The organism is Citrobacter sp. CtB7.12, assembly GCF_001297795.1.
Lineage (GTDB): Bacteria > Pseudomonadota > Gammaproteobacteria > Enterobacterales > Enterobacteriaceae > Citrobacter_A > Citrobacter_A amalonaticus.
In genome coordinates this window covers 310,227-323,060 of record NZ_LIFT01000001.1, presented here as the reverse complement: position 1 = coordinate 323,060, position 12,834 = coordinate 310,227, and the positions used below count along the sequence as shown (strand labels likewise).

The following is a 12,834-nucleotide window of genomic DNA, read 5'->3' as shown; positions in this document are numbered from 1 at the left end:
CAAGGTGTTTATTGGATTTGATTACGGTACCGCTAACTGTTCTGTCGCCGTCATGCGCGACGGCAAGCCGCAACTGCTGAAAATGGAAAATGGCAGTACGCTGCTGCCTTCCATGCTTTGCGCGCCGACGCGTGAATCGGTGAGCGAATGGCTCTACCGCCATCATGATGTTCCGACACCAGACGATGAAACGCAGGCGCTGTTGCGTCGGGCCATTCGCTTCAATCGCGACGAGGACATTGACGTTCACGCCAGCAGCGTACAGTTTGGCCTGTCATCGCTTGGACACTATATTGATGACCCGGAAGAGGTGTACTTCGTTAAGTCGCCGAAATCCTTCCTCGGCGCCAGCGGATTAAAACCGCAACAGGTCGCGCTGTTCGAAGATTTAGTCTGCGCAATGATGCTGCACATTCGTCAACAGGCACAAAACCAGCTCCCCGAAGCCATCACCCAGGCCGTGATCGGACGTCCCATTAACTTCCAGGGATTAGGCGGCGATGAGGCGAACAGCCAGGCGCAGGGTATTCTGGAACGAGCGGCAAAACGAGCTGGCTTTCAGGATGTCGTTTTCCAGTATGAGCCGGTGGCGGCGGGACTGGATTACGAAGCGACATTACAGGAAGAGAAACGCGTCCTGGTGGTGGATATCGGCGGGGGGACCACCGACTGTTCGTTACTGCTGATGGGGCCACAATGGCATCACCGCGCTGACCGCGAATCCAGCCTGCTGGGTCACAGCGGCTGTCGCGTTGGCGGGAACGATCTGGATATCGCGCTGGCGTTTAAACACCTGATGCCGCTGCTGGGGATGGGGGGCGAAACCGAGAAAGGGATCGCCCTACCGGTGCTGCCGTGGTGGAACGCGGTGGCGATCAACGACGTTCCGGCACAAAGCGATTTCTACAGCAGCGCCACGGGGCGTCTGCTGAACGACCTGGTACGCGATGCCCGCGAACCGGAACAGGTGGCGCTGCTGCTGAAAGTCTGGCGTCAGCGTCTCGGTTATCGGCTGGTCCGCAGCGCCGAAGAGAGCAAAATTACGCTGTCTGCACAAGCCGAAGTTAATGCAGCGCTCCCGTTTATCCGCGACGATCTGGCCGCCGTCATCAGCCAACAGGGGCTGGAGAACGCGCTGGATCAGCCGCTTTCCCGGATACTGGAACAGGTGCAACTGGCGCTGGATAACGCCCAGGAAAAGCCAGACGTCATCTATCTGACCGGTGGCAGCGCACGCTCGCCGCTGATCAAAAAAGCGCTGACCGCCAAACTGCCGGGTATTCCCATTGCCGGTGGCGATGACTTCGGCTCCGTCACCGCCGGTCTGGCGCGTTGGGCTGAGGTGGTATTCCGCTAAACGCCTCGCAAGCTGAACGCAGATGGATTGACATTAAGGTTCATGTGGCTTAGTTTCAGGAGTGAGGGTAAGGGAGGGTTTCCCCTCCCCCTGGTGTCTTAGTAAGCCGGTAAGCTAATGACTAAGAGTATCACCAGTATGATGACTACCTTCATCATAACCCTTTCCTTATTTTGGCCCCTTCCTCGGGAGGGGCTTTCCCGTTTCAGCGTCCTGCTGAAATCCGTGGCTTACCTCCTTTTTGCCGTGCCGCCACTGTAGCGCACAATTTTTCATGCGCCTTTTTCAGCGATGATTGTTGCGTAACGCCTCGCAAAGCGCGCCGCCATTCGGATGAATCCGTACAGGGTTTCATAATTCCTCCATTTTTCTCCCTTGATGGCTGGCTAAACTAGTATCATTCCGCGAAACGTTTCAGGATGAGAAACTCATAACGATGAAAGGCAGTCACAAATCCCGCTGGGTAATCACCATCGTGGTGGTCATCGCCGCCATCGCCGCATACGGATTCTGGCAGAACCGGAGCGAACCGCAGAGCAGCGCGCCCGGCGCAACCGGACAAACGAAACCCACGGCTGGCGCAGGTCGTCGTGGTATGCGCTCAGGTCCACTCGCGCCGGTACAGGCCGCGACCGCCACAGAGCAGGCCGTTCCGCGTTATCTCACCGGTCTGGGCACGATGACCGCCGCTAACACCGTCACCGTACGTAGCCGCGTGGATGGACAACTGCTGGCGCTTCATTTCCAGGAGGGTCAACAGGTTAAAGCCGGTGACCTGCTGGCGGAGATCGATCCCAGCCAGTTTAAAGTGGCACTGGCACAGGCGCAGGGCGTCCTTGCGAAAGACAAAGCCACCCTCGCTAACGCGCGTCGCGATCTGGCTCGTTACCAGCAACTGGTCAAAAGCAACTTAGTCTCCCGCCAGGAGCTGGACGCCCAGCAGGCGCTGGTGAGCGAATCCGAAGGTACGATTAAGGCCGATGAGGCCAGCGTCGCCAGCGCGCAGCTACAACTTGACTGGAGCCGCATCACCGCACCGGTTGATGGTCGGGTTGGTCTGAAACAGGTAGATGTCGGCAATCAGATTTCCAGTGGTGATACCAACGGTATTGTGGTGATCACCCAGACACATCCCATCGACCTGATTTTCACCCTACCGGAAAGCGATATCGCCACCGTCGTGCAGGCGCAAAAAAGCGGACAACCGCTGGTTGTTGAAGCCTGGGATCGCACCAATTCGAAAAAGCTCAGCGCGGGCGTATTGCTGAGTCTGGACAACCAGATCGACGTCACGACCGGGACGATCAAAGTAAAAGCTCGCTTTGATAACCAGGATGACGCGCTGTTCCCGAATCAGTTTGTGAATGCCCGGATGCTGGTCGACACGGAACAAAACGCCGTGGTGATCCCGACAGCCGCTCTACAAATGGGCAACGAAGGACACTTCGTCTGGGTGCTGAACGATGAAAACAAAGTCAGTAAGCATCTGGTCAAAACGGGCATTCAGGGCAGTCAGAAGGTGGTGATCAGCGCCGGGATTTCGGCCGGTGACCGCGTCGTCACCGACGGGATTGACCGCCTGACGGAAGGGGCGAAAGTGGAAGTGGTGGAAGCGCAAGCCGCCGTCACCACCGATACAAAAGCCACCAGCCGTGAATACGGTCAGAAAGGAGCGCGCTCCTGATGCAGGTGTTACCTCCGAGCAGCACAGGCGGCCCGTCGCGTCTGTTTATTATGCGTCCTGTCGCCACCACGCTGCTGATGGTGGCGATTCTCCTCGCCGGGATCATCGGCTATCGTTTTCTGCCCGTCTCCGCGCTGCCGGAGGTGGACTATCCCACCATTCAGGTGGTGACGTTGTATCCTGGCGCCAGCCCGGATGTGATGACCTCTGCGGTCACCGCGCCGCTGGAACGGCAGTTCGGCCAGATGTCCGGGCTGAAACAGATGTCGTCGCAAAGCTCCGGCGGCGCGTCGGTGGTGACGCTCCAGTTCCAGTTGACCCTGCCGCTGGATGTGGCCGAACAGGAAGTTCAGGCGGCCATTAACGCCGCCACCAACCTGCTGCCGAGCGACCTGCCGAACCCGCCGGTCTACAGCAAGGTCAACCCTGCCGATCCGCCGATCATGACGCTGGCGGTGACCTCTACCGCCATGCCGATGACCCAGGTCGAAGACATGGTCGAAACCCGCGTGGCGCAGAAAATCTCCCAGGTCTCCGGCGTCGGGTTAGTGACGCTCTCCGGCGGTCAACGTCCGGCGGTCCGCGTGAAGCTCAATGCACAGGCCATTGCCGCGCTGGGCCTGACCAGTGAAACCGTCCGCACGGCGATTACCGGCGCAAACGTCAACTCCGCCAAAGGTAGCCTTGATGGCCCCACCCGCGCGGTGACGCTCTCGGCGAACGATCAGATGCAGTCTGCCGACGAATACCGTCAGCTCATTATTGCTTACCAGAACGGCGCGCCGGTTCGTCTGGGCGATGTCGCGACCGTAGAACAAGGGGCGGAAAACAGCTGGCTCGGCGCATGGGCAAATAAAGAACAGGCTATTGTGATGAACGTCCAGCGCCAGCCTGGCGCGAACATCATCTCAACGGCGGACAGCATTCATCAGATGTTGCCACAGCTTAAAGAGAGCCTGCCAAAATCGGTAAACGTGACGGTACTGTCTGACCGCACGACTAACATCCGCGCCTCGGTCAGCGACACGCAGTTTGAGCTCATGCTGGCCATCGCGCTGGTCGTGATGATCATCTATCTGTTCCTGCGCAATATTCCCGCCACCATTATTCCGGGCGTCGCCGTCCCGCTGTCGCTGATCGGCACGTTTGCGGTAATGGTGTTTCTCGATTTCTCCATCAACAACCTGACGCTTATGGCGCTGACCATTGCCACCGGCTTTGTGGTGGATGATGCGATTGTGGTGATCGAAAACATTTCGCGCTATATCGAAAAAGGGGAAAAGCCGCTGACAGCCGCGCTGAAAGGAGCCGGAGAAATCGGTTTTACCATCATCTCCTTGACCTTCTCGCTGATTGCGGTCCTGATCCCGCTGCTGTTCATGGGCGATATCGTCGGACGTCTGTTCCGCGAATTTGCCGTGACGCTGGCGGTGGCGATATTAATCTCTGCCGTGGTGTCGTTAACCCTGACGCCGATGATGTGCGCCAGAATGCTGAGCCAGGAGTCACTGCGTAAGCAAAACCGCTTCTCCCGCGCGTCGGAGAAAATGTTTGACCGGGTGATTGCCGGTTACGGACACTGGCTGGCGAAGGTGCTGAACCATCCGTGGCTGACGCTGAGCGTGGCGCTCGGTACTCTGCTGTTAAGCATTATGCTATGGGTGTTTATTCCGAAGGGCTTCTTCCCGATCCAGGATAACGGCATCATTCAGGGCACGTTGCAGGCACCGCAGTCCAGTTCCTTTACCAGTATGGCCCAGCGCCAGCGGCAGGTATCGGACGTGATACTGAAAGATCCGGCGGTTGAGAGCCTGACCGCCTTCGTGGGCGTCGATGGCACCAACCCGTCGCTGAACAGCGCGCGTCTGCAAATCAACCTGAAGCCGCTCGACGAACGTGATGACCGCGTCCAGAAAGTGATCGCCCGTTTGCAGGACGCCGTGGCGAGAGTGCCGGGCGTCGACTTGTATCTGCAACCGACGCAGGATCTGACGATCGATACACAGGTCAGCCGCACGCAGTATCAGTTCACGCTGCAGGCCACCTCGCTGGATGCCCTCAGCACCTGGGTGCCGCAACTGATGGAAAAACTACAGGCGTTGCCGCAGCTTTCTGACGTCAGCAGCGACTGGCAGGATCAGGGGCTGGTGGCGTATGTGAATGTCGATCGCGACAGCGCCAGTCGGCTGGGGATCAGCATGGCGGATGTCGATAACGCACTGTATAACGCTTTCGGTCAGCGCCTGATTTCCACGATCTACACTCAGGCGAATCAGTATCGCGTGGTACTGGAACACAATACGGAAATGACGCCTGGACTGGCGGCGCTGGATTCAATCCGTCTGACCAGCAGCGACGGCGGCATGGTGCCGCTCAGCGCGATCGCTAAGGTTGAACAACGCTTTGCGCCGCTCTCGATTAACCATCTGGATCAATTCCCGGTCACCACTATCTCGTTCAACGTTCCGGACGGTTATTCGCTGGGCGATGCGGTCCAGTCGATTCTGGACAGCGAAAAAACGCTGAATCTGCCAGTGGATATCACCACTCAGTTCCAGGGTAGCACCCTCGCCTTCCAGGCGGCGCTGAGCAGTACCATCTGGCTGATTGTCGCGGCGGTAGTGGCGATGTATATCGTGCTCGGCGTGCTGTACGAAAGCTTTATTCACCCGATCACCATTCTCTCTACGCTGCCCACGGCTGGAGTCGGCGCGCTGCTGGCGCTGATGATTGCCGGTAGTGAACTCGGCGTGATCGCCATTATCGGCATTATTTTGCTGATCGGCATTGTGAAGAAGAATGCCATCATGATGATCGACTTTGCCCTTGCCGCGGAGCGCGAACAGGGGATGGCGCCGCGCGAGGCGATTTTCCAGGCCTGTCTGCTGCGTTTTCGTCCGATCCTGATGACCACACTGGCGGCGCTGCTGGGCGCACTACCGCTGATGCTGAGCACCGGCGTGGGGGCAGAACTGCGCCGTCCGCTGGGGATCGGTATGGTGGGCGGCTTACTGGTCAGCCAGGTGCTGACGCTGTTCACCACCCCGGTTATCTATCTGCTGTTTGACCGCCTGTCACTGTATATGAAAAACCGCTTCTCTCACCGGGAAGAGGAGGCGTAAATGAAGTTTTTCGCTCTCTTCATTTACCGCCCGGTGGCGACGATTTTAATTTCTCTCGCCATCACGCTCTGCGGCGTGCTGGGATTTCGACTGTTGCCTGTCGCCCCGCTGCCGCAGGTTGATTTTCCGGTGATTATGGTCAGCGCCTCGCTGCCCGGAGCCTCGCCGGAGACCATGGCGTCATCCGTCGCAACGCCGCTGGAGCGCTCACTGGGGCGCATTGCCGGCGTCAGTGAGATGACTTCAAGCAGTTCCCTCGGCAGCACGCGCATCATTTTACAATTTAACTTCGATCGCGATATCAACGGCGCGGCGCGAGATGTGCAGGCCGCGATAAATGCGGCGCAAAGTCTGCTGCCAAGTGGTATGCCGAGCCGCCCAACTTACCGCAAAGCCAATCCGTCCGACGCGCCGATCATGATTCTGACGCTAACCTCGGAGACATACTCACAAGGTGAGCTCTACGACTTCGCCTCAACCCAACTGGCGCAGACCATCGCGCAAATCGACGGTGTCGGCGACGTCGACGTAGGCGGCAGCTCGCTGCCCGCCGTGCGCGTCGGGTTGAATCCGCAGGCGCTGTTTAATCAGGGCGTCTCGCTGGATGAGGTACGCACCGCTATCAGCAACGCCAACGTGCGCAAACCGCAAGGGGCGCTGGAAGATTCCACGCACCGCTGGCAGATCCAGACCAATGACGAACTCAAAACGGCGGCGGAATATCAGCCACTGGTGATTCACTACAACAATGGCGGCGCCGTACGGTTGGGTGATGTCGCCACGGTGACGGACTCGGTACAGGATGTCCGCAACGCCGGGATGACCAACGCCAAGCCGGCGATTTTGCTGATGATCCGCAAACTGCCGGAAGCCAACATTATCCAGACGGTCGACAGCATTCGGGCCAGACTCCCGGAGTTGCAATCCACCATCCCGGCATCGATTGATATGCAAATCGCGCAGGATCGCTCGCCAACCATCCGCGCCTCGCTGGAGGAAGTTGAGCAGACGCTGATCATTTCCGTGGCGCTGGTCATTCTGGTGGTCTTTCTGTTCCTGCGATCCGGACGCGCCACGCTGATCCCCGCCGTGGCGGTTCCGGTTTCGTTAATTGGCACCTTTGCCGCGATGTATCTGTGCGGATTCAGTCTCAATAACCTGTCGCTGATGGCGCTGACCATCGCCACCGGCTTTGTGGTCGATGACGCCATCGTGGTGCTGGAAAATATCTCGCGCCACCTGGAAGCCGGAATGAAACCTTTGCAGGCCGCGCTTCAGGGCACGCGTGAAGTGGGCTTTACCGTGCTGTCCATGAGCCTGTCACTGGTCGCCGTGTTCCTGCCGCTGCTGCTGATGGGCGGGCTGCCGGGACGATTACTGCGTGAATTTGCCGTCACGCTGTCGGTGGCGATTGGTATCTCGCTGCTGGTGTCGCTCACGCTCACCCCGATGATGTGCGGCTGGATGCTAAAATCCAGCCAGCCACGGGAGCAGAAGCGGCTGCGCGGATTTGGCCGCATGCTGGTCGCGCTGCAACAGGGCTACGGTAAGTCGCTGAAATGGGTGCTCAACCATACGCGACTGGTCGGCGTGGTGCTGCTCGGCACTATTGCGCTGAATATCTGGCTCTACATTTCGATTCCGAAAACCTTCTTCCCGGAACAGGACACCGGCGTACTGATGGGCGGGATTCAGGCTGACCAGAGCATCTCGTTTCAGGCGATGCGCGGTAAGCTTCAGGACTTTATGAAGATTATTCGCGATGATCCGGCAGTGGATAATGTCACCGGATTTACCGGCGGCTCGCGAGTCAACAGCGGGATGATGTTTATCACCCTTAAGTCCCGCGATGAACGCCGGGAGACCGCGCAGCAGGTGATCGACCGTCTGCGGGTGAAACTGGCAAAAGAGCCCGGTGCCAATCTGTTCCTGATGGCGGTGCAGGATATTCGTGTCGGCGGACGTCAGTCCAATGCCAGCTATCAGTACACCTTGCTGTCAGACGATCTGGCGGCGCTGCGCGAATGGGAACCGAAGATTCGTAAAGCCTTAGCCGCCCTACCCCAACTGGCGGACGTCAACTCTGATCAACAGGATAACGGCGCGGAGATGAATCTTACCTACGATCGTGAAACCATGGCGCGGCTGGGTATTGACGTGCAGGCGGCAAACAGCCTGTTAAACAACGCTTTTGGTCAGCGGCAGATCTCCACCATCTATCAGCCGATGAACCAATATAAAGTGGTGATGGAAGTCGACCCGCGTTACACCCAGGACATCAGCGCGCTGGAGAAAATGTACGTCATTAACAGTGACGGTAAGGCGATTCCGCTCTCCTGGTTTGCCAAATGGCAACCGGCGAACGCGCCATTGTCGGTGAATCATCAGGGGCTGTCGGCAGCGTCCACCGTCTCTTTCAACCTGCCTACGGGCTCCTCGTTGTCAGAAGCCAGTGACGCCATTAATCGGGCGATGACCCAACTGGGCGTGCCGTCTACCGTGCGCGGCAGCTTTGCCGGGACCGCGCAGGTCTTCCAGGAAACCATGAATTCCCAGGTGATCCTGATTATTGCCGCGATCGCCACGGTCTATATTGTGCTTGGCATGCTGTATGAAAGTTATGTCCACCCGCTAACCATCCTCTCCACGCTTCCCTCCGCGGGGGTGGGCGCGCTCTTAGCGCTGGAGATTTTCGATGCCCCGTTCAGCCTCATTGCCCTGATAGGGATCATGCTCTTAATTGGCATCGTGAAGAAAAACGCCATCATGATGGTCGATTTTGCGCTGGAGGCGCAAAGGCATGGCAACCTCACGCCAGAACAGGCGATTTTCCAGGCTTGTCTGCTGCGTTTTCGCCCGATTATGATGACCACGTTGGCCGCGCTGTTTGGCGCACTGCCGCTGGTGCTTTCCGGCGGTGACGGTTCTGAACTGCGTCAGCCGCTGGGGATTACCATTGTCGGCGGTCTGGTGATGAGCCAGTTGTTAACACTCTATACCACTCCGGTGGTGTACCTCTTCTTCGACCGTCTGCGGCTGCGTTTTTCGCGTAAACACCGTAAACCGATAACAGAGACATGACAGAACTTCCCAACAGCACCCGATGGCAACTGTGGATTGTGGCATTCGGCTTCTTTATGCAGTCGCTGGATACCACCATCGTCAATACCGCGCTTCCCTCGATGGCAAAAAGCCTCGGGGAAAGCCCGCTGCATATGCACATGGTCGTGGTTTCGTATGTGCTGACCGTGGCGGTCATGCTGCCTGCCAGCGGGTGGCTGGCAGACAAAATCGGTGTGCGGAATATTTTCTTTACCGCCATTGTGCTGTTTACCCTGGGCTCGCTGTTTTGTGCCGGTTCCGGCACGCTCAATGAACTGGTCATGGCGCGGGTGTTACAGGGCGTTGGCGGTGCCATGATGGTACCGGTCGGCCGGCTGACGGTGATGAAGATTGTCCCGCGCGAACAGTACATGGCGGCGATGACGTTTGTCACGCTGCCAGGTCAGATAGGCCCGTTGCTGGGCCCGGCGCTGGGCGGGATCCTCGTGGAATATGCCTCCTGGCACTGGATTTTCCTGATTAATCTGCCGGTCGGTATTGTCGGCGCGATCGCCACGCTGCTGCTGATGCCCAACTACACCATGCAAACCCGACGCTTTGATCTCTCGGGTTTTCTGCTACTGGCGACGGGGATGGCGGTTCTGACCATCGCGCTGGACGGCAGCAAAGGGATGGGGATGTCGTCGTTCGCGCTCGGTGCACTGGTAGTGTGCGGCGTGGCGGCCATTTTGCTCTACCTGAAACACGCCAAAGCTAACCCGCGAGCGCTGTTCAGTCTCCACCTGTTCCGCACGCCAACCTTCTCGCTGGGGCTGTTCGGCAGCTTTGCCGGACGCATCGGCAGCGGCATGTTGCCTTTCATGACGCCGGTCTTTTTGCAGATTGGTCTCGGCTTTTCCCCGTTTCACGCCGGGCTGATGATGATCCCGATGGTGCTGGGTAGCATGGGCATGAAACGCATTGTTGTACAGGTGGTTAACCGCTTTGGTTACCGTCGGGTGCTGGTCGCCACGACGCTTGGGTTGTCGGTGGTAACCCTGCTGTTTATGTCCACTGCGCTGCTGGGCTGGTATTACGTGCTGCCGCTGGTGCTGTTTGTTCAGGGCATGGTCAACTCGACGCGTTTCTCCTCCATGAACACCCTGACCCTGAAAGATCTGCCGGATGAGTTGGCCAGCAGCGGGAACAGCCTGCTGTCGATGATTATGCAACTCTCAATGAGTATCGGCGTCACCGTTGCCGGTCTGCTGCTAGGGATGTTCGGACAACAACAGTTTACGGTGGATAGCGGAACGTCGCATACCGTCTTTATGTACACCTGGCTGTGCATGGCTTTTATCATCGCGTTGCCCGCCGTGATCTTTGCCCGCGTCCCAAACGATACCCATAAAAATGTCGTCATTGCGCGACGCAAAAGGAGAACCTGATGAAGCTCTGGCGACCCGGCATTACCGGCAAACTGTTTCTGGCGATTTTCGCCACCTGCATCGTGTTGTTGATCAGTATGCATTGGGCGGTACGCATCAGCTTCGAGCGAGGGTTCATTGACTACATCAAAAACGGCAACGAGCAGCGTCTGACCATGCTCAGCGATGCGTTAGGTGAACAGTACCAACAGCACGGCAGCTGGCGCTTTTTGCGCAATAATGACCGCTTTGTGTTTCAGATCCTCCGCTCCTTTGAACATGACAAAGACGATGATAAACAAGGCCCAGGTATGCCGCCGCACGGCTGGCGCACGCAGTTCTGGGTGGTGGACCAGGATGCGCATGTCATGGTTGGCCCGCGCGGTCCGGTTCCCGCAGACGGCACGCGGCGGCCCATTCTGGTTAACGGTCAGGAGGTCGGCGCCGTCATAGCCTCCCCTGTTGAACGTCTGACGCGTAACACCGACATTAATTTCGATAAACAGCAGCGGCGCACCAGTTGGCTGATTGTGGCGCTCTCAACCCTGCTGGCGGCGCTGGCGACCTTTCCACTCGCGCGCGGACTGCTGGCCCCGGTCAAACGGCTGGTCGAAGGCACGCACAAACTGGCTGCGGGGGATTTCACCACCCGTGTTGCCGCCACCAGCGCCGATGAGCTGGGCAAACTGGCGCAGGACTTTAACCAGCTCGCCAGTACCCTGGAAAAGAACCAGCAGATGCGTCGCGATTTTATGGCCGATATCTCGCATGAGCTGCGCACACCGCTGGCAGTCCTGCGCGGTGAACTGGAAGCGATTCAGGACGGCGTGCGAAAATTCACGCCGGAATCGGTGGCCTCGTTACAGGCGGAAGTGGGGACACTGACCAAACTGGTCGACGATCTGCACCAGCTTTCGATGTCTGACGAAGGCGCGCTGGCCTACCAAAAAACTACCGTCGACGTGATCCCACTGCTGGAAGTGGCGGGCGGCGCATTCCGCGAACGTTTTGCCAGCCGGGGTCTGACGCTACAGTTTTCCCTGCCCGATAGCGTTACCGTGTTCGGCGATCGCGATCGCCTGATGCAGTTATTCAACAACCTGTTAGAAAACAGCCTTCGTTACACCGATAGCGGCGGCAGCTTACGTATCAGCGCAGAGCTGCGCGACAAACGCGTGCTGATCACCTTCGCCGACTCCGCGCCGGGCGTCAGTGACGATCAGCTACAAAAACTGTTCGAGCGATTCTACCGCGCCGAAGGATCGCGCAACCGCGCCAGCGGAGGGTCCGGACTGGGACTGGCGATCTGCGTCAACATCGTTGAGGCCCATAATGGCCGCATCCACGCTGCCCATTCGCCTTTTGGCGGGGTAAGCATTACAGTAGAATTACCGCTGGAACGCGATTTACAGAGAGACGTATGACTGAGTTACCCATTGATGAAAACACGCCACGCATTCTGATTGTGGAAGATGAACCCAAGCTGGGACAGTTACTTATCGACTATCTGCGCGCCGCGAGCTATGCCCCGACGCTGATTAGCCATGGCGATCAGGTACTGTCTTATGTGCGCCAGACGCCGCCGGATTTAATCCTGCTGGATCTGATGCTACCGGGTACCGATGGCCTGACCCTGTGTCGCGAAATCCGTCGTTTCTCCGAGGTGCCAATCGTGATGGTCACCGCCAAAATTGAGGAGATCGACCGCTTGCTGGGGCTGGAAATTGGTGCGGATGATTACATCTGCAAACCCTACAGTCCGCGCGAAGTGGTCGCCCGCGTGAAGACCATTCTGCGCCGCTGTAAGCCGCAGCGTGAATTACAGCAACTGGACGCCGAAAGCCCGCTGATCGTCGATGAAAGCCGTTTCCAGGCCTCCTGGCGTAATAAAATGCTCGACCTGACGCCTGCGGAGTTCCGCCTGCTGAAAACGCTGTCTCACGAACCGGGGAAAGTGTTTTCCCGTGAGCAGTTGCTGAATCATCTCTATGATGATTATCGCGTGGTGACCGACCGCACCATCGACAGTCATATCAAAAACCTGCGTCGCAAGCTGGAAGCGCTTGACGAAGAGCAGTCGTTTATCCGTGCAGTGTATGGCGTCGGCTATCGCTGGGAAGCGGATGCCTGCCGGATTGTCTGACACGGTAGCGCAAATAGTGGCCCGATAACGCCGCGTTATCGGGCCCGGCGTTTTCCTTT

8 protein-coding genes are annotated in these 12,834 nt (G+C 58.0%); 7 read left to right on the top strand and 1 reads right to left on the bottom strand.

Annotated features, from left to right (window positions below):
* Positions 1–4: 4 nt before the first annotated feature.
* The gene (gene yegD, locus AOY24_RS01510; protein WP_054176046.1) at positions 5–1,357 is read left to right on the top strand and encodes a molecular chaperone; all 1,353 of its coding nucleotides are present in this window, start codon (positions 5–7) and stop codon (positions 1,355–1,357) included.
* A gap of 98 nt (positions 1,358–1,455) precedes the next feature.
* Here the strand turns inward: yegD and AOY24_RS24725 are convergent, their stop codons facing one another.
* Positions 1,456–1,515 (bottom strand): type I toxin-antitoxin system Ibs family toxin, encoded by a 60-nt coding sequence (locus AOY24_RS24725; RefSeq protein WP_105887528.1) that lies wholly within the window; start codon positions 1,513–1,515, stop codon positions 1,456–1,458.
* A gap of 278 nt (positions 1,516–1,793) precedes the next feature.
* Here AOY24_RS24725 and AOY24_RS01505 point away from each other — a divergent pair, with 278 nt between their 5' ends.
* From AOY24_RS01505 to baeR, 6 genes are read left to right on the top strand one after another with little or no spacing between them, the layout of a single operon-like run.
* Positions 1,794–3,041: an MdtA/MuxA family multidrug efflux RND transporter periplasmic adaptor subunit gene (locus AOY24_RS01505; RefSeq protein ID WP_054176019.1), complete on the top strand. Its 1,248-nt coding sequence runs from the start codon at positions 1,794–1,796 to the stop codon at positions 3,039–3,041.
* Complete coding sequence (gene mdtB, locus AOY24_RS01500; protein ID WP_054176018.1) at positions 3,041–6,163, top strand: multidrug efflux RND transporter permease subunit MdtB; 3,123 nt, start codon at positions 3,041–3,043, stop codon at positions 6,161–6,163. The genes AOY24_RS01505 and mdtB overlap by 1 nt, the downstream gene beginning before the upstream one ends.
* The gene (gene mdtC, locus AOY24_RS01495; RefSeq protein WP_054176017.1) at positions 6,164–9,244 is read left to right on the top strand and encodes a multidrug efflux RND transporter permease subunit MdtC; all 3,081 of its coding nucleotides are present in this window, start codon (positions 6,164–6,166) and stop codon (positions 9,242–9,244) included.
* Entirely contained in the window at positions 9,241–10,653 is a 1,413-nt protein-coding gene (locus AOY24_RS01490; RefSeq protein WP_054176016.1) for an MFS transporter, read from the top strand. Before mdtC ends, AOY24_RS01490 begins: the two co-directional genes overlap by 4 nt.
* Positions 10,653–12,056 carry a two-component system sensor histidine kinase BaeS gene (baeS, locus tag AOY24_RS01485; RefSeq protein WP_054176015.1) on the top strand — a complete coding sequence of 468 codons (1,404 nt, stop codon included), beginning with the start codon at positions 10,653–10,655 and terminating at the stop codon, positions 12,054–12,056. The genes AOY24_RS01490 and baeS overlap by 1 nt, the downstream gene beginning before the upstream one ends.
* The gene (baeR, locus tag AOY24_RS01480) at positions 12,053–12,775 is read left to right on the top strand and encodes a two-component system response regulator BaeR (protein WP_043000167.1); all 723 of its coding nucleotides are present in this window, start codon (positions 12,053–12,055) and stop codon (positions 12,773–12,775) included. Before baeS ends, baeR begins: the two co-directional genes overlap by 4 nt.
* The last annotated feature ends 59 nt before the right edge of the window (positions 12,776–12,834 follow it).

Excerpts from the sequence above, each read along its gene's own strand:
- AOY24_RS01505 (WP_054176019.1), top strand. The coding sequence starts at position 1,794 with ATGAAAGGCAGTCACAAATCCCGCTGGGTAATCACCATCGTGGTGGTC.
- mdtB (WP_054176018.1), top strand. The coding sequence starts at position 3,041 with ATGCAGGTGTTACCTCCGAGCAGCACAGGCGGCCCGTCGCGTCTGTTT.
- mdtC (WP_054176017.1), top strand. The coding sequence starts at position 6,164 with ATGAAGTTTTTCGCTCTCTTCATTTACCGCCCGGTGGCGACGATTTTA.
- AOY24_RS01490 (WP_054176016.1), top strand. The coding sequence starts at position 9,241 with ATGACAGAACTTCCCAACAGCACCCGATGGCAACTGTGGATTGTGGCA.
- baeS (WP_054176015.1), top strand. The coding sequence starts at position 10,653 with ATGAAGCTCTGGCGACCCGGCATTACCGGCAAACTGTTTCTGGCGATT.
- baeR (WP_043000167.1), top strand. The coding sequence starts at position 12,053 with ATGACTGAGTTACCCATTGATGAAAACACGCCACGCATTCTGATTGTG.